General features: G+C 64.1%; 18 protein-coding genes. 11 read left to right on the forward strand and 7 right to left on the reverse strand.

The genetic code is table 11. The features are described 5' to 3' along the window. Positions 1-64 precede the first annotated feature (64 nt). Positions 65-1,378, forward strand: coding sequence for a hypothetical protein (locus tag JET17_RS14950; RefSeq protein ID WP_012314796.1), 1,314 nt, complete (start codon positions 65-67; stop codon positions 1,376-1,378). Between the two features lie 101 nt (positions 1,379-1,479). Here JET17_RS14950 and JET17_RS14955 read toward each other — a convergent pair whose 3' ends face one another. The 4 genes from JET17_RS14955 to JET17_RS14970 are packed head-to-tail and all read right to left on the reverse strand — an operon-like array spanning position 1,480 to position 7,086. Continuing rightward, positions 1,480-2,772: an NAD(P)/FAD-dependent oxidoreductase gene (locus JET17_RS14955; RefSeq protein ID WP_012314797.1), complete on the reverse strand. Its 1,293-nt coding sequence runs from the start codon at positions 2,770-2,772 to the stop codon at positions 1,480-1,482. Continuing rightward, a complete protein-coding gene (locus JET17_RS14960) occupies positions 2,765-3,442 on the reverse strand; it encodes a S8 family serine peptidase (RefSeq protein WP_012314798.1) in 678 nt (225 codons plus the stop codon). The genes JET17_RS14955 and JET17_RS14960 overlap by 8 nt, the downstream gene beginning before the upstream one ends. Further along, positions 3,432-5,165: an ABC transporter ATP-binding protein gene (locus JET17_RS14965; RefSeq protein ID WP_012314799.1), complete on the reverse strand. Its 1,734-nt coding sequence runs from the start codon at positions 5,163-5,165 to the stop codon at positions 3,432-3,434. Before JET17_RS14965 ends, JET17_RS14960 begins: the two co-directional genes overlap by 11 nt. A 1-nt stretch (position 5,166) precedes the next feature. Beyond that, positions 5,167-7,086: a sigma-54-dependent Fis family transcriptional regulator gene (locus JET17_RS14970; RefSeq protein ID WP_012314800.1), complete on the reverse strand. Its 1,920-nt coding sequence runs from the start codon at positions 7,084-7,086 to the stop codon at positions 5,167-5,169. 318 nt (positions 7,087-7,404) lie between these two features. Here JET17_RS14970 and JET17_RS14975 point away from each other — a divergent pair, with 318 nt between their 5' ends. The 6 genes from JET17_RS14975 (at position 7,405) to JET17_RS15000 (ending at position 17,024) form a co-directional block, all read left to right on the forward strand. Further along, a complete protein-coding gene (locus JET17_RS14975; RefSeq protein ID WP_012314801.1) occupies positions 7,405-8,733 on the forward strand; it encodes a hypothetical protein in 1,329 nt (442 codons plus the stop codon). A gap of 32 nt (positions 8,734-8,765) precedes the next feature. Continuing rightward, positions 8,766-10,997, forward strand: coding sequence for an Ig-like domain-containing protein (locus JET17_RS14980; RefSeq protein WP_012314802.1), 2,232 nt, complete (start codon positions 8,766-8,768; stop codon positions 10,995-10,997). Between the two features lie 15 nt (positions 10,998-11,012). Continuing rightward, entirely contained in the window at positions 11,013-11,483 is a 471-nt protein-coding gene (locus tag JET17_RS14985; protein ID WP_012314803.1) for a curlin, read from the forward strand. Positions 11,484-11,499: 16 nt separating this feature from the next. After that, positions 11,500-12,945, forward strand: a complete 1,446-nt coding sequence (locus JET17_RS14990; RefSeq protein WP_012314804.1) for a curlin — start codon at positions 11,500-11,502, stop codon at positions 12,943-12,945. Between the two features lie 281 nt (positions 12,946-13,226). Continuing rightward, positions 13,227-15,644, forward strand: coding sequence for a glucose/quinate/shikimate family membrane-bound PQQ-dependent dehydrogenase (locus JET17_RS14995; RefSeq protein WP_012314805.1), 2,418 nt, complete (start codon positions 13,227-13,229; stop codon positions 15,642-15,644). Positions 15,645-15,755: 111 nt separating this feature from the next. Further along, the gene (locus JET17_RS15000; protein ID WP_012314806.1) at positions 15,756-17,024 is read left to right on the forward strand and encodes a carbohydrate porin; all 1,269 of its coding nucleotides are present in this window, start codon (positions 15,756-15,758) and stop codon (positions 17,022-17,024) included. Positions 17,025-17,052: 28 nt separating this feature from the next. Here the strand turns inward: JET17_RS15000 and argE are convergent, their stop codons facing one another. Both argE and JET17_RS15010 read right to left on the reverse strand, forming a co-directional pair. After that, positions 17,053-18,213 (reverse strand): acetylornithine deacetylase, encoded by a 1,161-nt coding sequence (gene argE, locus JET17_RS15005; RefSeq protein ID WP_012314807.1) that lies wholly within the window; start codon positions 18,211-18,213, stop codon positions 17,053-17,055. Beyond that, complete coding sequence (locus JET17_RS15010) at positions 18,206-18,883, reverse strand: DUF1028 domain-containing protein (RefSeq protein WP_012314808.1); 678 nt, start codon at positions 18,881-18,883, stop codon at positions 18,206-18,208. Before JET17_RS15010 ends, argE begins: the two co-directional genes overlap by 8 nt. Before the next feature lie 302 nt (positions 18,884-19,185). Here JET17_RS15010 and JET17_RS15015 point away from each other — a divergent pair, with 302 nt between their 5' ends. Further along, entirely contained in the window at positions 19,186-20,505 is a 1,320-nt protein-coding gene (locus JET17_RS15015; protein ID WP_012314809.1) for a flavin-containing monooxygenase, read from the forward strand. Continuing rightward, the gene (locus JET17_RS15020) at positions 20,505-20,921 is read left to right on the forward strand and encodes a RidA family protein (RefSeq protein WP_012314810.1); all 417 of its coding nucleotides are present in this window, start codon (positions 20,505-20,507) and stop codon (positions 20,919-20,921) included. Before JET17_RS15015 ends, JET17_RS15020 begins: the two co-directional genes overlap by 1 nt. Before the next feature lie 38 nt (positions 20,922-20,959). Here JET17_RS15020 and JET17_RS15025 read toward each other — a convergent pair whose 3' ends face one another. Continuing rightward, positions 20,960-21,865, reverse strand: coding sequence for a LysR family transcriptional regulator (locus JET17_RS15025; RefSeq protein WP_012314811.1), 906 nt, complete (start codon positions 21,863-21,865; stop codon positions 20,960-20,962). Between the two features lie 187 nt (positions 21,866-22,052). On the opposite strand from JET17_RS15025, the gene JET17_RS15030 reads away from it, so the two are divergent. Then, on the forward strand, positions 22,053-22,439 hold the full coding sequence (locus tag JET17_RS15030) for a VOC family protein (protein WP_012314812.1): 387 nt from the start codon (positions 22,053-22,055) through the stop codon (positions 22,437-22,439). Between the two features lie 76 nt (positions 22,440-22,515). Then, positions 22,516-23,085: a hypothetical protein gene (locus JET17_RS15035; protein ID WP_012314813.1), complete on the forward strand. Its 570-nt coding sequence runs from the start codon at positions 22,516-22,518 to the stop codon at positions 23,083-23,085. Positions 23,086-23,117 lie beyond the last annotated feature (32 nt).

A 23,117-nucleotide genomic window follows, 5' to 3' on the forward strand; every position in this document is an offset into this window, starting at 1 on the left:
TTCACCCGCGAACGGGTCGGTACAAGCAACACCAGACCACAACAAGAAAAACATGGAGCACACCATGAAACACAAACTCGCCTGCACTTTGGCATTGCTGCTCACTACCCCCTTCACCCAGGCCCGCGAGCTCTACAACCACAACGGCACCACCCTCAACGCCGACCTCGAAGCCCTGTTCGGCGTCTTCCACAGCGATGAGAGCTACAACCAGGCCGGTAACCGCCAGCCCGGCAGCAGCGACTGGCGCGAGGGCTACGTCAAGTACGGCCTGAGCGGCAGCCAGACGCTGGCCGACAGCGGCGACCTGTACGGGGCCTTCAGCCTGGTCAGTTCGGCCACCTGGGGCGATGGCGATGCCGCCGGCCTGACCCTCGGCGACGAGCGCCGCACGGCCATCGAAGACCTGTACCTGGGCTGGCGTTCGGCCAATCTGTTCCCGGCGCTGGGCGAAAATGGTGTGGACCTCTCCGGCGGCCGTCAGGTGGTGACCCTAGGTGACGGCTTCCTGATCCAGGGCGATCCGGTCAACCTTGGCAACGTCGACCTGGGCGCCAACTTCGACCGTGGCGGCGCCTATTACCTGGCGGCGCGCAAGGCCTTCGACCGCACCGGCGTACTGCGCCTGGGTGGCAAGCAAGGCTGGCGGGGCGACCTGATGTGGCTCAAGTCCGACAACCACTTCCAGGCTGACACGTCGCTGGCGGTGGCCAATATCGAGCATGTCGCCGACGCCGGCACCGTCGGCCTGAGCTGGATCCATGGCCTTGACGTCGACCAGCGCTACGCGCGGATATTGGGCCTGGAACATCGCGACGGCATGGACACGGTCAGCCTGCGCGGGCGTGGCAACCTGGGTGTCGAGGACTTGGAGCTAGCTGGCGAATACGTCACCCAAGACCGCAGCGGCGGACGTGAGAACGCCTGGTACGTGGAGAGTAACTGGACCTTCTCGGAACTGCCCTGGACACCTACCGCCACCTACCGTTACAGCCGTTTCTCGGAAAGTTTCGACCCGTTGTTCTACGGCCTGAGCCGCGGCTACGGCACCTGGTTCCAGGGTGAAGTGGCGGCCAACTATGCCGGGCCATTCAACAGCAACAGCCAGGTGCATCACGTGGCGCTCAAGGCCAAGCCACGGGACGATCTGACGGTCGGGGCGCTGTACTTCGACTTCGATACGCTCGACACCGACCACGGCAACCTGGGCGCAAGGGAGCTGGATGTGTACGTGGAGTGGATGATCAACGAGCACCTGCTGATCAGCCCGCTGGTGGGGTTCTACAAGCCGGAGCGTAGTGCGGCGAATGGCGGGACGCAGATGGGCAGCCGGGATACCGGTACCTATATGCAGTTGTTGGTCGGGACCTTCTTCTGATCCTGCCTGCTGGGGCTGCTGCGCAGCCCTTTCGCGGTACAAGGCGCTGCTGCCGATGTGGTAGCGCCAATCCCGATGAGCCGCAAAGCGGCCCCAAGCTCTCAACAGTAACCCTGTTCTGCCAGCCAGCGGCGTAACATCGCCTGCTGTACCTGGGGATGACTGCGCAAGGCCTCATCCACTGATTGGCCAGCCTGCAACGCCCGCACCACCGGTGCCAGCTCCACGCCTTGCAAATGCCAAACCCCCAGCGGCTGATCTGCCGTCACCACCACCTCGGCCTCATCCACCAGGCCCTCACGCAACACCGGCCGCCGCGCCACCCGCACCGCCTGCCAATCCGCCGCCAGGTGCAACGGCTGCGCATCCGGCCAAACTTGCCGGCGCGCCCAGAACGGCTGCCCGACGCGGCGCTGCTCCTGACCATAGAAGTCCCGGCCAATCCGGGCAAAGCGCATGAACAGCTGCTCAACACGCTGCTGATGAAACTGCCGCGCCAGCGCCGCCCGCTCGGGCCGGCGCAATAGGGTATTGATCACCACAGGTGCCTGCAATGCCGAAGACAGCGACTGGAAAATCCCATTCCCCGATAGTGGATCAACCGCCATGGCAGCATCGCCCACCCGTATCCAGCCGTCCCCCACGCAGTCGCCCGCGAGAATCGCCGTGCTGCTGCGTGCGTGCACTTGTGCAGGCTCGAACGCCTGTACGCCAAAAAGCTCGGCCGCCAACGCGGAGCCACGGCGGCGCTCGGCGCAGTACTCAGGTAAAGCTGCCTTGCCCGGCAACCCGACAGCATCCAGGGTGATCTGCCAGTAGCAGCGGCCATCGGCGCGCCTGGCCATCCACGCCCAGCCCTCATCCAGGCTCTCCACGGCCGACGCCGGCGCCCCGGGTTCACCCTGCCAGAGGTTCAACAGGCTGACCGTCTCCGGTCCGCGCAAACGGTCTGCGGCCAGCGGTGCCTGACGGCCACGAGCTTCGACCAGGAACTCGGCCTGCAGCACCTGCCCATCGTCCAGGCCGACGCAATGTACGCCCTTGTGCATGACGTCGCGTATACGCCCCTCGATTACCGTCACCCCGGCCCGCTCCAGATCCCGGCGCAGGGCACGGTCGAAGCACTGCCGGTCGAGCAGGAACTCCTGGTTCAGTTGCAGGTGCTGACCGTTCCAGCGCACCTCGCGGGTCGCCGGCATCGCCGCCTCTGCCAAAGCTCCCCCCAGGCCGGCGTTACGCAGACCTTCAAGGACCCGCTGGGATACCCCTTCGAGCGCCGCGAAGCGCCGCCAGTCGCTCACCACGGTCACCGGATAGCCCAGGCGCCGCAGGCCAAGGGCAGTGGCGGTACCTGCCGGGCCTGCGCCCAACACTAGAATGCGCGGTTCAGGCATCCCCTGCCCCTCGCCGCTCGGGGCCTGTGAAACTCGCGTGGGCCTGCAACCAGGCCAGCAGTTGCTGGCGGTCCAGGTCGGGTTGTTGCTGCATGAGGGCGGCGATGCGCCCGGTAACGGCCGCGCAGCCCAGGCTGGCGCCGGCCATGCCAGGTTCGCCGACATGGCCGCCAAAGTCGGCCTGGGCACTGCCTAGCCATGACCACTGGCCCGGTGCGCAGCGGGCATCACCGGTGATGCGAACCACCATTGGGTAGCTGGCCGGATAGACCGCCGCACCCTGTGCGGGGCTCGATGCACACAGCAACAACCCGGCGGCCTGCACCTCGGCACAGGCCTGGCGCAGCACCGCCCGATCCTGCTGCAGCCCAAGGCTTAGGTTGATCAAGGTGGCGCCCTGCTCGGCCAGCCACAACAACGCTGCGGCCACCTGCAAGGCGCTGGTACTGCCTTGCTCGCTGAACACCTGGGCCAGCAGCAGCGGCACCCTGCCAGCTTCGGCTTGCAGGCTAGCCAGCACGGCACTGCCATGCCCCAGGCGGTCCGGCTGCAGCGCGCCTTCGCGCAGCATGCCTTCCTCCAGCCAGAATCGACGTGCGCCGTGCAGCGCCCGGGCTTGTGCCGCCGTGCAGCCACTGTCGATCAGCCCGACCATCACCTTATTGGCCATGCTTGATGGCCTCCTGGGGCAAAACATGCAACTGCCCACCCTGCAGGTGCAGGTGCAAGTCGGCATCGGCCAGGGTCGAAGCGCGGTGGCTGATGAGAATGCGCGTACGGCCGGCGAACAATTCGTCGATCGCGGCGATCACTTCGCGCTCGGTGGCTTCGTCCACCGCCGAGGTGGCTTCGTCCAGTACCAGGATCGATGGTGCCTGGAGCACCGCGCGAGCAATGGCGATCCGTTGCTTCTGGCCACCGGACAATTGCTGGCCGCGCTCGCCGAGCAGGCCATCCAGGCCCATCGGAAGGCTGGCCACCAAGCTTTCCAGGTGCGCCAGGCGCACCACCTGTTCCAGCGCCTCGCGGCTGGCCTGGGGCGCGCCGTAGGCGAGGTTCTGCGCCAGGGTGCCACGGAACAGCACGATGTCCTGGCTGACCACCGCGATGCGCTGGCGCACAGCCGCCAGGTCGAGTTCACGCAAGTCCGCGCCGTCCAGCAGGATGCGCCCGGCATCAGGGTCGTAGAAGCGCTGCAGCAGGTCGATCAGGGTCGACTTGCCAACCCCAGAGGCGCCGCTGATCGCGACCTTGAGGCCCCCTGGCAGGCAGGCATCGACAGTGTTGAGCACCGCGCCCTGACGGCCGTCATGGGCAAAGCACACCGCTTCGAGGCGCAGCTCGCCCGGCCCCTCCGGCATAGGCCTTGGTACAAGCGCCTCATGCACTGCAACGGCTTCCTGCTTGAGCTCCATCACTCGCCCCAGGCTCACCGCCATGCGCTGCACCGCCACATACAGCCCCAACAGGCTCTGCACCGGGCCGACGGCCATGCCCATGTAAGTGGAAAAGGCAATCAGCGCGCCCAGTTGCCAGGTGCCCTGGATCACCCACCAGCCGCCGACCAGAAAGGCACAGGCGCGGCACCACGAGGTCAGCGTGCCAGGGATCGCCTGGGTAAAGAACTCGGTGACCTGCACTTTGAGCAACTGGCGCATGTAGCCTTGACCAAGCTGATCCAGGCGTCCGGCCTCCCGGCCTTGCTGCCCGGCGGCCTGGATGAATTTCATCGCCGGCAGGGTCTCGACCAGGAACGACGAGACATCCGCCGAACGCTCGCGCAGGCTGCGCACCTCGCGCTCGACCTTGCGCCGCATCCAGCGCAGCCACAGCACTTCGACCGGAATCAGCAGCGCCAGCAGCAGCGACAGTTGCCACGACAGCATCAGCATCAGGGCCACCGCGCCGACCAGGCCGATCACCGCGGACACCGCCGAGAACAGCGAGTCCACGGCGAAGCGCTGGATCTCGGCGACGTCGCCATCGAGCCGGGAAAGGATGTCGCCCGTGCGCCGGCGCCCGTAGAACGTCGGCGACAGCCGCTGCAGGTGACGGTAAAGATCGTCGCGCAGAGCAAACAGGATACGCCCGGACAGCCGCGTATGCAGGTAGCGGTTGACGCCGGCCAGCACGGTGCCCAGCAGGCCGGCGGCGATCATGATCGCCGCCATGTGCCAGAGGGTCTGATAATCCTTGGCCAACAGGCCTTCGTCGATCAGCGTCTTTACCAGCCAGGGTTGCGCCAGAGCGAGCAGCGACGCGCCCAGGGACAATCCCAGCAACACACCGATGGCACGCCAGTGCGGGCGCACGAAACCATACAGCCAGGCCAGAGCCTGGCGCATGAGCACCGGATCGCTGGACTCCACCAGCCTCGAGAACAAGCTGCCCATGTCAGCCCCGCAACTGTTTGAGTTTGCGGTACAAGGTCGCCCGGCTGATGCCCAGGGCCTCGGCAGCGGCCGAAACATTGCCGTGATGGCGCGCCAAGGCGTTGCGGATCAGTTCTAGCTCGGTGTCCTTCAAGTTCCCTGAGGGCGCGCTGCCGCTGGCCAGCTCGTCAAGCAGGCAGTCGGTGAGGTGATCGAGGGTCAGCACCTGCTCGCCGTCTTCGCGCATGGCCAGGGCAGTACGCACCACCATTTCCAGCTGGCGGATGTTGCCCGGCCAGTCGAAGGCTGCAAGCAGCGCCGCCAACGCAGGATCCAGGCTCACCGCTTTGGCGCCGGCCTTCTCCAGCAGACCTTCGATGATCAATGCCAGGTCGTCGCGTTCGCGCAGTGCCGGCAGGCGCAGCGACACACCGTTGACCCGGTAGTAGAGGTCTTCACGGCAGTGCTGGTCCTGCACCAGGCGCTTGAGGTCGCGGTGGGTCGCGCAGATCAACGCCACGTCGATCTCCTGCTCGTCGCCCGCCCCCAACGGCGCCACCCGGCGCTCCTGCAGCACACGCAGCAGTCGAGCCTGGAGGGCCAGGGGCATGTCACCGATTTCGTCGAGGAATAGCGTACCGCCATGGGCCTGCATCAGCCGCCCGACCATGCCGCCACGGCGCGAGCCGGTAAAGGCGCCATCGCGGTAGCCGAACAGCTCCGACTCGATCAGCCCTTCGGGAATCGCCGCGCAGTTGACCGCGACAAAGGCCTTGTCGGCCCGAGGGCTGGCCTGGTGCAGAGCACGTGCCACTACTTCCTTGCCGGTGCCTGTCTCGCCCAGCAACAGCACTGGCAGGCCATTGCCCAGGCCTTGGCGAGCCATGCGCAGGTTACGCGCCAGACGCGCATCGCCGCCGGCCAAGGCTTCCAACGCGGGTGATTTGTTGGCCTGGGCCGGCTTACCGGGAGCGCTGGCGCCATTCAAGTGGCTGTGGCGCGGGAGCTGCAAGGCGCGGAAGAAGAACTCGCCCTTGGCCGTCTGCACGCTGCTCACCGCGCCCTGCCAGAGGCGCGCGATGAAGGCCGGTGAGCGTTCGCCCAGCAGGTCGCTGCTGCGCCGGCCGATCAGGCCCTGGCGTGGCACCTGCAGCAGTTGGCAAGCGTTGTCATTGGCGGCCAGCACTTCGCCGTCCAGGCTCAGCGCCAGCAGGCCGTGCCAGGCACTGTTGAGGTATTGCGGGCGGCTGTGAAAGGCCAGCACCATCTGCTCCGGGTGGCACAGGCCGAACATCCGGCTTTCGATGTTGCCGGCGGCCATCATCAGCATCGACAGGCTGTCCTGAGGCTGCGCCATGGCCCCTTCACGGGTGATGTCGAGCACCCCGATCACCTGACCATGCGGGTCACGCAGCGGCACCGACGTGCAGGAGAACGGGCTTAGCCGGTCCAGGTAATGTTCGCCACAGTTGATCAGCGTTGGTCGGCCTTCGACCACGGCGGTGCCGATGGCGTTGGTGCCGCGCAGCGATTCGCTCCAGCAGCTGCCCGGGTGCAGGTCGCGCAGGCCTTCGCGCTCGAGCACATGTTTTTGCCCTTCGATGGCCAGCACATTGGCCTGGGCGTCGCCGAGTATGATGATGCCGGCCTTGCCCTGGCGTGACACCAGGTAGTCCAGCTCGGGGGTCACCGCGTCGACCAGCAGCCTGTTTTGCTCAAGCAGCGTGCGCAAGTCATGGCCTTGTTCCAGGCCCAGGCCGACCTGTTCGCCCTGCAGGCAATCCAGGCCATGGCCAAGGCTGCGCCGCCAGGAAGCGTCGATTTCGTCGCGCAACATGCCCGGCGGTAGCTCGCCTTCGCTGGCCAGCCTGAGACGGGCCTGCCGTGACTCGTGCAATTGGTGCAGGGGATCCCGGGCGTTTTGTAAGTGTTGTCGCGCCATCTTCTGCTCCGGCAGTGCCCTCTTACGGTGGGGCAACGGGCTTGGGATTTTTCCGCAGTGTGCGTGAGAATTAGCCTGGCGTCACCCCTCCATCCGGGCGTCTTTCGCTTTGCTGGCGCCACCCTGCAAATGCTCATCCCCAATCCCCCAACCCTGGGGAACACAACCCACCTGAAATAACTCACTAAACAGCCCAAACCAAGCTTGAACTCAGCAGAACCGGGGCCTTGAGCCTGTTTCAAAACATTTGGCACGGCTGTTGCCGATGTCCTCCCAGACGCCCCAAGTCCATGGGCCCGTTTGCAGGAGGAATGACTCATGCACCGACCGATACCCACACCGCTGGCCGTGGCGATTTTCGCCAGCATGCTCCAGCTCCCGGCACAGGCAGCGCTGTATGCCGTCGACACCGGTCCCTATGACCCCGCCAATGGCAACTTCGCCGCCTGGTACCAGGATACGCACGGGCGAACCCTTGACCTGTGCCTGACCAAGACCGTCAGCTCACGTGTTGCCGGCGCCCCGGGGGCACCGGCGTACATGTGTACGCTGCTGCCCACGCCCGGCGTATTCGACGACACCCAACCCATCGTCTTCCCCAGCAACTTCCCCGACGAAGCCTTCTGGTTCACCGCCGACGCCGCCATCGTCGATGCCGCCCGCGGCATCGACCTGAGTTACGGCACGGCAATCGAAGCGGCGTTCGCCGCCGAGGAGCCCGTCGAAGGTGATCAGGTCAGCTTCGCCCGGGTCCGTATCCGCGTCGATGTGCCGACCGCCGGCACCTACATCGTCACGCACCCCTACGGTGTCGACGTGTTCGACGTGCCCGCCGCAGGCGATCGGGCGATCAACATGACCCGCGACATCGGCATCGCCGGCGCCGGTGATTTCAGCGGCGCGCTCAAAGGTGACGTGGGGCCGTTCCTGCGCAGCGTCAACGGCCCCTACACCGAGGGCAGCGAGCGCTTCATCGGCGACCCGAACCTGGAAGAGCCCGTCACCGGCAGCCCGTACAACACCAACTACGTGCGTATCGAGGGCCCCGGTGGCATCGACCTGCGTACCGAGCTGTTCTCGATCTCCGGCAAGCTCTCCGACGTTGCCCGGCCAACTCCGGTGATGCCACTGCGCAGTACCTATTCGCGGCACACCGAGGACGGCGACCTGCGTGCCCAGCAGGACGTCTTCGTGATGGCTCCGCCGCCTCCGGCCACCGTCACCCTGACCAGCCAGACGCCAAATCTGAGCCTGACCGAAGCCAACAGTACCGGCGCGTGGTATGCCCAGTCAGTCCTCAACCCGCTGTTGCCGGCCTCGCTGACATTGACCGCTGACAACAGTGTGGCGATCCCCACCAGCAGCCTGGCCACCGTCAACCTGCCGTTGACCGACCTGGTGACCATCACCCGTGCCGAATTCAGCCTGGCCAGCGGCCAGTTGACCCTGGTGGCGAGCACCAGTGACGAGACCAGCCCACCGGTCCTCACCGCCCACACCGGCAACGGTGCGCTGATCGGCGACTTGGCTGGCAGCGGTGCGGTGAAGACGTTGAGCACCTCCCTGTCGCCCATCCCGCCGGCCAAGGTGCAGGTCACCAGTGCCAATGGCGGTAGCGACAGCGAAGACGTGGTGCTGGTGCCATGAACAGACAAAGGCTCCGCCTTCAAGGAGGCAGCATGAACACTTGGCAACGCCGTGCGCTGTTGGCCGCCGGTTTCTCCCTCACTGTGACGAGCGCGGCCTGGGCCGCACTGTCGGAGGTCGATCCGGGCCCCTACACCTTTGCCACCGGTGGTTACCCGATGTGGTACAAGGACACCGACAACCTTTCCCTGGAGCTGTGCCAGTCGCGCGCTACCAGCACCCGTTTCCCTGGTGCACCGGGCGCACCGGCTTACATGTGCACCCTGCTGCCTGAACCGGGTGTCTACGACGACGCGCTGCCACTGGTATTCCCCGACAACTGGCCCCCAGAAATGTTCTGGTTCCTGGCTGAAACCTCAATCCCGCAGGTGGGCAACAGTGGTTATGAACTGGAAGTCTACGTAGCAGGCATAGAAGCCGCTTTCGCCGCGGAAAACCCGGTAGACGGTGACCAGCAAAGCTTTGCCCGCATCCGCATCCGCGCCTCGGTACCGACGACCGGCACCTATGTCATCACCCACCCTTACGGTGTAGAGACGGTCAACGTGACCGCGGCCGGTCGGCGGGCGATCAACATCACCCGCGACATCGGCATCGGCGCCCCGGGCGACTTCAGCGGAGCGCTCAACGGCAACCTCGGGCCGTGGCTGCGCGGGGTCGGTGGCCCCTATACCGAAGTCAACCCGGATACCGGTGCCAGCGAAACCTTCATCGGCGACCCGAACCTCACCGAAGCGGTGACCGGTAGCCCGTTCAATACCAACTTCGTACGCATCGAAGGGCCAGCCGGGGCCATCCAGACCAATGTGTTCACGGTGTCGGGCAAGGTGCTTGACCAGCGTGCGCAAACGCCGGTAACCCTGGAGCGCGCCACCTACTCGCGCAACGGCGCCGGCACCCGCGTCGAAGTCTTCGCCAAAGCGCCGAACGATGCTGATGTATGCATGCGCAATGGCCTGGCCTTGGTCGGAACTCCACCCTCGCCCTGCCAGTTCAGCCTGCTTGCGGATAACAACGGGCTGTTCTTCACCCAGCAGTTGAGCCAGACCGCGCCGCCCCCGGTAGTGGTGGTAACCGGAAGCACGGCTACCGGCGGCACACGCCCTACCTCACTTTCGAGCAAGCTGACAGACGTGGTGAAAGTGGACACTGCCCGCTACGACTGGGCCAACAAGCGCCTGGTGATCGAAGCACGCTCCAGCGACGAGGTGGTAGTCCCCGACCTGGTTGCCCAAGGCTACGGCCGCCTGTCCAAATCCGGCCCCCTGCAGAGCCTGACCGTCAACGACCTCAGCCAGCCGCCCGCGACTGTCACCATCAAATCCGCCCATGGCGGCAGCGATGTGGAACCGGTGATCGTGGTCGGCAACGCGCCAATCGAAGCCGAAAACCAGGCGCCGCTGGCCCAGGCCGATTCCGGCAGTACCAGCGTCGGTGTGCCGCTGACCCTCAACCTGTTGCAGAACGACAGCGATCCGGACGGTGACGTACCGCTGACCATCAGCGACCTGACCCAACCGGGTACCGGCCTTGGCGGTGTTGTGCTCAACGGCACCACGTCGGTCACCTACACCCCGCCCGCCGACGCCACACAACCCCTGGTCGCCACCTTCAGCTATCAGGCGGTGGACGCCAAGGGCCTGAAGTCCACACCGGCCACCGTGACAGTGAACGTTGCGCCAAACCAGCCGCCAACCGTGGCTGCCCAGACCGTCGCGACACTGGGCGTGCCCCTGAGCATCAACGTACTGGCAGGCGCCGCCGACCCGGAAGGCAACGCACCATTGGTAGTCGACAACGTCACGCAACCCGCTGCCGGCCGCGGTGCAGTCAGCACCGACGGCAGCACGGTGACCTACACGCCACCGGCGACGGTCACCACGGCGTTCACCACCACCTTCACCTTCCAGGTGCGTGACTCGCTCGGTGCGCTGTCCAACCCCGGCACCGTCACCGTCAACGTGTCGCCACGCCCGGCCGCAGAAACCTTCGCGGTCACCGCGGCAACGGTCACGGCGCGCTCCAATAACCGTTTCAACTGGGACATCAGCGGCACCTCGTCGGTCACCACCGGCAACACGGTGACCGTGCGCGTGACCACCACCACGGGTGAGCAGGTCCTCGGCACCGTCGCGGTACCGATAACCGGTCGCTGGCGCCTGGCAGTGGGCAACAGCACCACGATGATCCCGACTGCCGCTCCTACGGCAACCGTAACCAGCAGCCAAGGCACCACACGCACCGTCAACGTCATTGTGCGCTAAGGCCAGGAGAACGTCATGAGACGCATGCCCCCACTGCTGCTGTGCCTGGCCCTCGCTGGCCAGGTTCAGGCCGACGATCTGATGGACAACGCCGACCTTGCGGCCGGCAGCGACCTCGGTGACCCGGTGATCATCCGCCTGTTGCCGGCAGGTGCCGGCCAGGTAGCGGTGATCGAGCAGCTGGGTTCGGGCAACCGCGCCGCCCTCGACCAGAACGGCCAGGCCCTGCTGGGCCGCATCGTCCAGGCCGGGGGCGCGCAGGAAGCTTACATCCTGCAAGAAGGTAGTGACCTGATGGCCAGCATCAGCCAACAGGGAAATGGCAACAGCGCGTCGATCCGCCAGAGCGGCACCAGCAACAACGCCAGCATCGAGCAGATCGGCAACGACAACAGCGCCAGCATCGTGCAAGCCGGCTCGGGCCTGAACAGTTCCGTGACCCAGGCCGGCAATGGCCAGCATGTTCAGATCACTCAATACCGATAGACCTGGAGGCACCACCATGTTCAAGCTTGCTCCCCTAAGTGCCGCTATCCTCCTGGCCGTGGCCGGCCAGGTCATGGCGGATGACAGCACCTCGACCCAGTCGCAGACCGGCAACCAGAACATCGCCGAAGTCAGCCAGACCGTCGCGCCCTTCGCCGCAGCCACCCAGAACCAGACCGGCAAGGGCAACAACCACCTGGCGGTGCAGGACACCAGCACCAGCTACATCGACCAGGCCGCCAATGGCTCGTACAACGCCGGCTACGGCGAGCAGTTGTTCGAAAATGGCAGCCAGATCACCCAGCAAGCCGAGGGCACCTACAACGACGCCTTCGCCAGCCAGTCGTTGGGTGAAAACAACCAGGCGCTGCAGATGCAACAAGGCGCCGAGAACCGCTCGACCGTGTGGCAGGATACCCAGCTGGGCGGCCAGGCCACCACCCAGCAAAGCGGCCAGCGCAACGAAGCCTTCGTCGAACAGCTGTTCGGCGGCAGCAACAACAAGAGCTTGGTGAACCAGGACGGCCAGGACAACTATGCCGCTGCCGAACACCTGACGCACAACGACGGCAATATCGAGATTTACCAGCAAGGCAAGCAGAACTGGGCCTACGGCGACCAGCGCGACGGCACCGGCGGCCTCATAGGCATCGATCAGAACGGCACGGGCAACTCGGTGGAAGTCTGGCAGGACACTCAAGTCGGCAGCCAGGCAACCGTCAACCAGAATGGCCAGCTCAACGAAGGCTACATCGACCAGAGCCTGGGCCAGGACAATACTGCCAGCCTGTATCAACAAGGCAAATCCAACGCCAGCTGGTCCGATCAGTTCGAGACCACCAACTCGACCACCAGCATCTCCCAGGCCGGCACCAGCAACCTGCACTTCACCTACCAGACCGGCGATAACCAGAGCCTGACCGTGACCACACAGGGGACGGGCAACAAAGTCATGGCCAGCAACTGGAAGGGTGAGAAACTTGGCGGGCAGTTCGGCAGCGACCAGACCGCCGTGATCAACCAGAAAGGCACCGAAAACACCGTCAACCTGACCCAGAACGGTACCTTGCAACTGGCCACCCTGGGCCAAAAAGGTACCAACAACTCAATGGAAACCAAGCAGGCCGACAGCAACAACGAGCTGTACTTCGAGCAGAACGGCACCGACAACATCCTGATCGCTGACCAGCGCGGCATCGACAACTATGCCACCGGCGACACCACCGGCACCGGCAACACCATCACCCTGGACCAGTCCGGCTACGCCAACCAGAGCTTCACCACCCAGCTGTACGGCAGTGGCAACAGCGCCACCATCAAGCAAACCGATAACGCCAACGTCGCCTACGTGACACAGGGCGGCGCCGGCAACATGGCGTTCGTCGACCAGAGCGGCGCAAACCAGGCCGCCACCATCACCCAGATGGGCAACGGCAACACGGCCACCGCCACCCAGCGCTAAGCAGCTCCCCCCTTGAACCGCAGCGCTTCTCTCCCTGGCGTTGCGGTTCCTTTTTTTGTGCTTCACACGCTATCGCGGCTCCAGGTTATCGGTGCATTGATGTTTTTGACTGCTGGTTTCAAGAACTTTTTATGCACTTTTCACTGCCTGATCTAGACTTTTCGCGACAAACCCGCAAGTTCAAGCCTGCGACAATCAGACTCAGAACATTATGTACCAACTTGTTAATTAGCTTGCTAAGGGCTTAAACTGCGCACATTCCACCTGCTGAGATCCCTGGCATGAACGAAACACCGCGCGCCTCTGGCGCCACAAACATCATCCTGGTCGGCTTGGGCGTGATCATCGCCCTGCTTGGCCTCCTCCTGGCTGCCGGCGGCGTCAAGCTCGCGGGCCTTGGCGGCTCCTGGTACTTCCTGATCGGCGGCCTGGCCATGGCCATCGCCGGCGTACTCATTGCCCGACGCAAGAAAGCCGGCGCCTGGCTCTACGCTGCATTCCTGATCGGCACCGCACTGTGGGCACTGATCGACGCCGGCCTGGTGTTCTGGCCGCTGTTCTCGCGCCTGTTCATGTTCGGTGCCATCGGCATGGTGGTGGCACTCGTCTATCCGCTGCTGGTACGCGCCAATGGCGGTAGCACTGGCCGTGGTGCCTACGGCATCGCCGGCGTGCTGGCCGTGGTGCTGGTGATCGCTGTGGGCAACATGTTCGTTGCTCATCCAAGCGTCGCACCTACCGGCAAAGGCCCGGGCATGACCCCGGTCGAAGCCGGCAAGGAGCAGAAGGACTGGGCCCACTATGGCAATACCGAAGGTGGCAGCCGCTTCGCTGCACTGGACCAGATCAACCGCGACAACGTCGACAAGCTCAAGGTCGCCTGGACCTACCACACCGGTGACGTCGCCATCAGCGACGGCAACGGTGCCGAAGACCAGCTGACCCCGTTGCAGGTCGGCAACAAAGTGTTCATCTGCACCCCGCACAACAACCTGATCGCCCTCGATGCCGACACCGGCAAAGAGCTGTGGAAGAACGAGATCAACGCCCAGTCCAAAGTCTGGCAGCGTTGCCGTGGCATGGCCTACTTCGACGCTACCGCACCAGTGGCTCAGCCAACTCAGCCAAACAGCTCGCCGGTAACCGCCGGTAGCGTACCGGCTGGCGCCAACTGCCAGCGTCGCCTGCTGACCAACACCATCGACGGTCGACTGATCGCGGTCGACGCCGACACTGGTGAGTTCTGCCAAGGCTTCGGCAACAATGGCCAGGTCAACCTGATGGCCGGCCTGGGTGACGTACCGAACTCCTACTACCAGCTCTCCTCCGCGCCGCTGATGGCCGGTACCACCGTGGTGGTAGGCGGCCGTGTCGCCGACAACGTCCAGACCGACATGCCAGGCGGCGTAATCCGTGGCTTCGACGTGTTCACCGGTGCCATGCGCTGGGCGTTCGACCCGGGCAACCCGCAAGACCGCAACGCTCCGGCTGACGGCAGCACCTATGTGCGCAGCACGCCGAACAGCTGGGCGCCGATGTCCTACGACCCGGCGATGAACACCGTGTTCCTGCCGATGGGCTCCTCGTCCACCGACATCTACGGTGTCGAGCGCAGCAAGCTGGACCACACCTACGGTGCTTCGGTGCTGGCCCTGGACGCCACCACCGGCAACGAGAAGTGGGTGTTCCAGACCGTGCACAACGACCTGTGGGACTTTGACCTGCCGATGCAGCCAAGCCTGATCGATTTCACCAAGGACGACGGCGAGTCGGTACCTGCGGTGGTGATCGGCACCAAGGCCGGGCAGATCTACGTGCTCGACCGCGCTACCGGCAAGCCGCTTACCCAGGTTGACGAAGTTCCGGTCAAGCCAAGCAACATCCCGAACGAGCCGTACTCCCCGACCCAGCCCAAATCGGTGGGCATGCCGCAGATCGGCGCACAGACGCTGACCGAGTCGGACATGTGGGGCGCCACGCCATATGACCAGCTGCTGTGCCGTATCGACTTCAAGAAGATGCGCTACGACGGCCTGTACACCGCGCCGGGCACCGACCTGTCGCTGAGCTTCCCCGGTTCGCTGGGGGGCATGAACTGGGGCAGCATTTCCACCGACCCGGTCCATGGTTTCATCTTCGTCAACGATATGCGCCTGGGCCTGTGGATCCAGATGATCCCGTCGCAGAACAAAGGCCAGGCCGCTGGCGGTGGTGAAGCACTGAACACCGGCATGGGCGCCGTACCGCTCAAAGGCACCCCTTATGCGGTGAACAAGAACCGCTTCCTGTCGGTAGCCGGCATCCCTTGCCAGGCGCCACCGTTCGGCACCCTGACCGCGATCGACATGAAGACCCGCCAGGTGGCCTGGCAGGTACCGGTCGGCACCGTTGAAGATACCGGCCCGCTTGGTATCCGCATGCACCTGCCGATCAAGATCGGCCTGCCAACCCTGGGTGGCACCCTGTCGACCCAAGGCGGCCTGGTGTTCATTGCCGGCACCCAGGACTTCTACCTGCGCGCCTACGACAGCAGCAACGGTAACGAAATCTGGAAGGCCCGCCTGCCAGTCGGCAGCCAGGGTGGCCCGATGACCTATGTCTCGCCCAAGACTGGCAAGCAGTACGTGGTGGTCACTGCCGGCGGCGCCCGCCAGTCGACTGACCGTGGCGACTACGTGATTTCTTACGCACTGCCGTAAAACGCGTCGCTTTCATCGCCGGCAAGCCGGCTCCCACAGGTTCGTTGAAAGATCTTGTGGGGGCCGGCTTGCTGGCGATGAGGCCCTGAAAGATCAATTCGAGACCCCGCAATGCCATCCGCTATTCGCATCACCTCCCCCCTTCTGCTGGCCCTGGCCAGCACCACCGTCCTGGCCGACGGCGACCTCATGACCCGCAGCACCATGACCGGTGACTGGGGCGGCCTGCGCCACCAGCTTGAAGAAGACGGCATCAAAGTCACTGGCGACTACAGCGGTGAGACCGCGTACAACGCCCACGGTGGCCTGCACCGCTCGGCGCGCTATTCGCAGAACCTCAAGTTCGGTGTGCAGTTCGACCTGTCGAAACTGTATGGCCTGGATAACGGCGGCAAGGTCCAGCTGACCATCAACGACCGTCGCGGCAACAGCGCCTCGGAAGACCTGGTGGGCAACCGCCTGCCGATCCAGGAAAACTACGGCGGCCTGTACACCCGCCTGACCGAACTGAGCTACGAACGCACCCTGTTCACCCCGGCGCTCAACGTCAAGCTCGGCTACATGGCCATGGGCAACGACCTCGGCGGCCTGGACAGCGGCATCCTGTGCAACTTCATGAACGCCGGCTTCTGCGGGCACCCGCTGAACATGTCGGGTGGCAGCGGTTGGACCAACTACCCCAACGCCCACCTGGGCGTGCGCGTGAAGTACGACCTGTCGCCGTCGTGGCAGTTGCGCGTGGCGGCGTTCAACGTCGACCCGGAAAGCAACGGCAACTCCAGCCGCGCCTGGCACCTGGGGCCCAAGCACACCACCGGCACCGTGGTGCCGGTCGAGCTGGTGTACAAGCTGCAGGGTGAACTGCCAGGTGAATACAAGCTGGGCTACTACTACGATAGCTCCGACGTCAAACGCATTGGAAGCGACGACGAAGTGTCCGGCCGTGGCGGCCATTACCTGCTGATCGACCAGGCGGTGTGGAACGATGCCGGTTTGCCAGGCCGTAGCCTGCATGCCTTCGGCCAGTACTCGGCGTCGAGCAAGGCAGCCTCGCCATTTACCAAGTGGTATGGCGCCGGTGTGGTGCTGTACAAGCCGTTCGAAGGCCGCCCGCGTGACACCGTGGCGCTGGGTTATGGCCGCGCCGTGCCGAATCCGCGCAGCCGTGACGTGCTGGAAGATGCCGCGTTCAATGCCGGGCAGCAGTTCCCGGACATCGACAGCGCCGAGCAATTGATCGAGCTGAGCTATGGCTACCAGGCGACGCCATGGCTGAACCTGCGCCCGGATGTGCAATACATCATCGAGCCTGGTGCCTTCTCCGGGCAGGACATCGACAACGCGCTGGTGGTTGGGCTGCAGGTCAAAGCGACCTTCTGATCCCCGGGGGCCGCTGTGCGGCCCCTTCTCAATCCTGCCTGAGGTAATCCACCAGCCTCGACAGCATCGCATCGCACCCCTGCAACTGCTCGACACTGACAAACTCATCCGGCTTGTGCCCCTGCTCCATGCTCCCCGGGCCACACACCACGGTGGGGATGCCCGCCTGATCGAACAACCCGCCTTCGGTGCCGAACGCCACCGTACCGAATTCATCCGACCCGCTGAGCAATGCGACCAACCGCGCCGCCTCGCCGTCGACAGGTGTGGCCAACCCTGGATAAGCACTCAGCGGCTCCAGATGAATGGCACTGGCCGCGTTCACGGTGCGCATGCGCGGCAACAATTCAGCCTCGGCATAGGCCTGCAACTGATCGGCCACCGTCTGCGCTTCAAAGCCTGGCAATGCACGCACCTCAAAGTCGAACGCACACTCTTCAGGCACGATGTTCAGCGCCCTGCCCCCCTTGATGGTGCCTGTCTGTACCGTCGAGAACGGCGGGTCAAAGCGCTTGTCGTGCTGTTCGGGCAGCGCCAGCGCGTCACCAATCTCGCCCAGTTTGCCGATCAGCCTGGCGGCATACTCGATGGCATTCACACCATACGGCGCATAGGCCGAATGGCACGCCGCGCCATGCACCTGGCAACGCATGGCCAGCTTGCCTTTGTGGCCGAGTACCGGTTTTAGCTCAGTAGGCTCGCCAATCAGGCAAAGCCGCGGCTTGTCAGGCCGCTGTTCGAGCGCGGCGAGCATCGAGCGCACACCCAGGCAACCCACTTCCTCGTCATAGGAAAACGCCAGGTGCACCGGCATGCGCAGCGGCTGCGCAAGAAATGCGGGTACTGCTGCCAAGACCGAGGCAATGAAACCTTTCATGTCCGCCGTGCCACGGCCATACAGGCGCCCATCGCGTTCACTCAGGGCAAACGGCTCGACCGTCCAGGCCTGGCCATCCACCGGCACCACATCGGTATGCCCGGACAGCACCACGCCGCCAACATCTGCGGGGCCGATGGTGGCGAACAGGTTGGCCTTGGTGCCTTCAGGGTTATGGAACAGTTCGCTGTCCACGCCCTGTTCGGCCAGATAGTCGCGGATGAAGCCGATCAGCTGCAGGTTGGAGTCGCGGCTGACCGTGGCATAGCCGATCAGCCGGGCCAACAGGGCGCGGCTGGTGAACTCACTCATCACCCGGCACCCCATAGCTCGGTGCAGTCGTCGGGTTCAGCGCGCGGGTGACGTAATCCTGCATCTGCGGGCGGTACGCCTGCCACAAACCATCGAGCACACCGATCGGGTTTTCATCGGCCCAGTCCACGCGCAGGTCCACCAGTGGCCAGGTCAGCTCGCCCGCGATCTTCAGCGCCGCCGAGTGCACCGGGCCTGCCTCGCCGCCTGCAGCCATAGCCGCATGCATGGCCGCCAGCAGGCGATCAGCCAGGTGCCCGCCGGCCTGTTCGAAGGCTTGCACCATGGCTTCGATGACCTGTACCGAAGACAACAGGTTACCGGCCGCCGCGCATTGCTCACCGGCCACGGCGTTGTGCACACCCAACGCCTGTTTGCCGGTGAACAGCGCCACCTGGCCGTTACTGTCGATCACCGTTACCTGGCGGTACTCGCTCCAGCCATTGGCGCTGAGCACCCGGTCCAGCGCTGCAGCAGGCGGCAGCTGGCCCTGTTCCAGGGCATCGAGAATCTGTGGGCCGAGGGCCGGCAAGGTAATGTTCTGGGTGGCAACGGCGCCGACGCCTGCACGTACCCAAGGGCAGCGCGCCCCTACTGCGATGCTCGACGAACTGATGGCGATACCGACCTGGCCGGTTTCCTGGCAGCGTCCGATGATGGAGAACGTCATGAAAAGGCTCCTGTTGTTCTGGGCGATTGCAAGCATTCTGGGCAGAACCTTTTAGTGAGCGAAACCACCTTTTTCCTGTGCCTTGAGCAGGAAAAAACTAAGGCCGGGCATCGCCACGAAAAACAGCCCCCAAACCCCGCGAACTTTCCTGTATCCCTTGTGTAGCAAGGCCTTCGCCGTTTTATCGGCAAGTACTCGTTAAATACTAATTTCGCGATTTTCCGTGCATCCCTAGTCTGGCCCCAGGTAACGGCGGTCCTCCAAACCGACCTGACAAAAACCGCCTGAACAAGGGCTCGGACATGACACTGAACACTATTGAAATCGACACCCTCGTCGTCGGCGCCGGCCAGGCCGGCGTGGCCATGAGCGAACACTTGAGCAAGCTCGGCGTGCCGCACCTGGTGCTGGAGCGCAAGCGTATCGCCGAGGCCTGGCGCACTGGCCGCTGGGATTCGCTGGTCGCCAATGGCCCGGTCTGGCATGACCGCTTCCCCGGCCTTGAATTCAACCTGGACCCCGACGCCTTCGCCGGCAAGGACCAGGTTGCTGACTACTTCGAGCAATACGTGCGCAAGTACAACCTGCCGGTGCGCACCGGCATCGAGGTGAGGAAGGTGGTGCGCAATGCCGACCGCCCAGGCTTCACCATCGAGACCAATGAGGGGGTGATTCGGGCCAACCGCGTGGTGGCCGCCACCGGCCCGTTCCAGCGTCCGGTCATCCCGGCCATCGCGCCAAAGGATGAGCACCTGCACCAGATCCACTCTGCCGCCTATTTCAACCCCGGGCAGCTGCCTGAAGGCGCAGTGCTGGTGGTAGGTGCCGGCTCTTCCGGCGTGCAGATCGCCGAAGAGCTGATGCGCGCCGGGCGCCAGGTGTACCTGTCGGTCGGCGCCCACGATCGTCCGCCACGGGCTTATCGCAACCGCGACTTCTGCTGGTGGCTGGGCGTGCTGGGCGAATGGGATGCCGAGATCGCCAAGCCAGGCCGCGAGCACGTGACCATTGCCGTCAGCGGTGCCCGTGGCGGCCACACCGTAGACTTCCGCGCCCTCGCCCATCAGGGCATGACCCTGGTCGGCCTGACCCAGTCGTTCGACAACGGTGTGGCACGCTTCCAGGACAACCTGGCCGACAACATCCGCCGTGGCGACGAAAACTACCTGGCCCTGCTGGACGCTGCAGATGCCTATATCGAACGCAACGGCCTGGACCTGCCGCAAGAGCCAGAAGCACGCAAGCGCCTGCCGGACCCGGCTTGCGTCAGCAACCCGCTACTGGAATTGGACCTGGCTAAGGCCAATGTCACCAGCATCATCTGGGCCACCGGCTACGGCGTGGACTTCAGCTGGCTGCAGGTCGACACCTTCGATGCCAACGGCAAACCCCAGCACCAGCGCGGCGTGTCCCGCGAGCCGGGTGTGTACTTCCTCGGCCTGCCCTGGCTGTCGCGCCGCGGTTCGTCGTTCATCTGGGGCGTTTGGCACGACGCCAAGCACGTCGCCGGCCACATCGCCACCCAGCGCACTTACCTGGCCTACCGCGACCGCGAACAGCGTGAAGCGGATGAGCAGCAACCTACCTCGATCAGCAACGTCAGCACCCTCGGAGCCCACTGATGCCTACCCATACCCGCATCCGCATGTTCAACACCAAGGTCACCTACCCTAACCAGACCCTGGACAACGACCTGTGCCAAGCCGTGCGCGCCGGCAACACCATCTATGTGCGCGGCCAGGTCGGTACCGACTTCGAAGGCCGCCTGGTGGGCCTGGGCGACCCTCGGGCGCAGGCTGAACAAGCGATGAAGAACGTCAAGCAGCTGCTTGAAGAAGCAGGCTCCGACCTGTCGCATATCGTCAAGACCACCACCTACATCACCGACCCGCGTTTCCGTGAGCCGGTGTACAAAGAAGTGGGCAAGTGGCTCAAGGGCGTGTTTCCGATTTCCACCGGGCTGGTAGTGGCGGGCCTGGCCCAGCCTGAATGGCTGATGGAAATCGATGTGATTGCGGTGGTACCGGATCACGCTTGATTGAGTGAGGTGACTGGGGCGCGCTGCGCCCCGGTAATTTACATTCTGCCCAATTCTTCCCGGCAGAACTCCACGAACAACTGCGCCGGCTTGGTCAACTGCACCCGCTTCAACCGCGCCGCTGCCAGCCCCGACAAGGCCACCGGCTCGGCAATGTCCACCGTCACCAGCTTCTGCCCGTCATACGTGCATTCTGAATGCGGCCGGGTCACCAGCAGTGAAAAACCGAACCCCTGCCCCACCATCCCGCGCACCATCTCGATCGACGGCGAACTGAAGACAATGTTTGGCGTCAGCCCCATCTCGTTGAACAGGCTGACGAAGTAAGTTCGGCTCGGCGCCACATCCAGCAGAATCATCGGCTCCGGGCACAAGTCACGCAGTGACACCTGCGACTGGCCAGCAAAGCGGTGCTTGTCAGGAAGCAACACGTAGGGCTTTTGAGGGGCCATCAGCGGCTCAGCCTCGATGGTGCCATCCAGGTCATGATCGTAGAGAAACGCCAGGTCGAACGTACCAGCCGTCAAGCCCTGGATCAGCTCCTGCTGCTCGCCATCGCGCAAACGGATGTCAACGCCCGGGTAGCGTTCGCGAAAACCGGCAATCAGGCGTGGCAGGTATAGCGGGGCCACGGTTTCGAAGCATCCAATATCGATCTGGCCGGCCACGGTATCGTTGTCGGCCAGCGCGTTCTGCTCGAACTCGTGGGCCATCTGCAGCAACGATTTGGTCTTGGCGTAGAAGCGTTTGCCGCTGGGGGTGAGCGAAACACCTTGGGCATGGTGGCGGATGAACAACTGCACACCAAAGCTTTCTTCCAGGCTCTTGATCGCTGTGGAAATGGACGGCTGCGCGATATAGAGCTGACGCGATGCCTCGGCAACGCTGCCGGCCTCGACGGTGGTGACGAAGTATTTGAGTTGTCGCAAGGTATAGGAAGCCACAGGCACCTCTCTGGCGCCGGTTGGGGCGCCCTTTTGAATTATCCTGCCACTTTACCGTGCCGTTGCAGTGGCGGGCGGCCCGGTGATGAAGGATTTGCCTATGGCTTGAACATATTCTTGTTTTGCCACACCCGGCAGCAAACCGTCTTTACTGGAAGGTAAACAGCCGCAGGAACGGTGTGAGCCTATGAAAATCGTTGTCACCAGCATCCTCGTCGACGACCAGGCCAAGGCCTTGGCTTTCTACCACTACGTACTGGGTTTCGAGCCCAAGGACGACATCCCCATGGGCCAGTACCGCTGGCTCACTCTCACTTCACCCAACGACCCCAATGGTGTTCAGCTGGTACTGGAACCCGATTCCCACCCTGCGGCCAAGGCCTACAAGGCGGCGCTTCGCCAGGACGGTATTCCAGCGACGTCGTTCGGCGTGCGCGACATTCAGGCCGAGTACACGCGTTTGTGCAAGGCCGGGGTCAAGTTCACCAAACAACCCACCGACCTGGGCCCGGTCACCGTCGCGGTGTTCGACGATACCTGCGGCAACCTGATCCAGATCGCTCAGAAGCATTGACCGTGGCCAATGGCAGGCCAGCCCGCCATTGGCTACATTTGCCGCTATTCCCGGTGCGCTACAACAAGGAAAAACAATGCGCCACGAATTCAGTGAAGTGCTCAACGACCTGGTCGATTACTTTCTGGTCGGGGACATTCAGTTGCTCGACCGTTTCAAGCACGACAATGACTTGCCCGATGACCTCGCGAGCGAATTCACCCACACCGACAGCGGCGACAGGGCCGTACGTGAAGGCATCGTCATACCCTTGGCCGGGATCGACAACCTGCCCTACCACATCATTTTCACCCTCGAAGGCGACACTCCCGCCTTGCTCGAGCCCGGCAGCCGCCTGAAACACCGGCGCGGCGGTTATGTGCTACAGGTCGAGAACCGTGCGGTCATGGTGTACACCTGGCGCATCCTCCAGCATTTCACCAACAAGACCCTCGGCGACCTGCTCGCCCGCTACCAAGTGCCGGGGCGGCCGATCATCGAGCTGGACAATGGCTGGTATGACGTCGAGGTGCTGGGCGGCGCCGTCGTGCGCGACGGGCTGTACGAACCGGCGTTCGAGTTCGTGCTGACCAAACGCTGGAGCCCAGGCGAGGCACAGGACGTGGATCTGGGCTATGCCTTCAGCTTGCGTGGGTATTTCGACTGATTGTTTTCAATGACGGCCCCATCGCCGGCTGG

Source organism: Pseudomonas putida (assembly GCF_016406145.1).
Classification (GTDB): Bacteria; Pseudomonadota; Gammaproteobacteria; order Pseudomonadales; family Pseudomonadaceae; genus Aquipseudomonas; species Aquipseudomonas putida_E.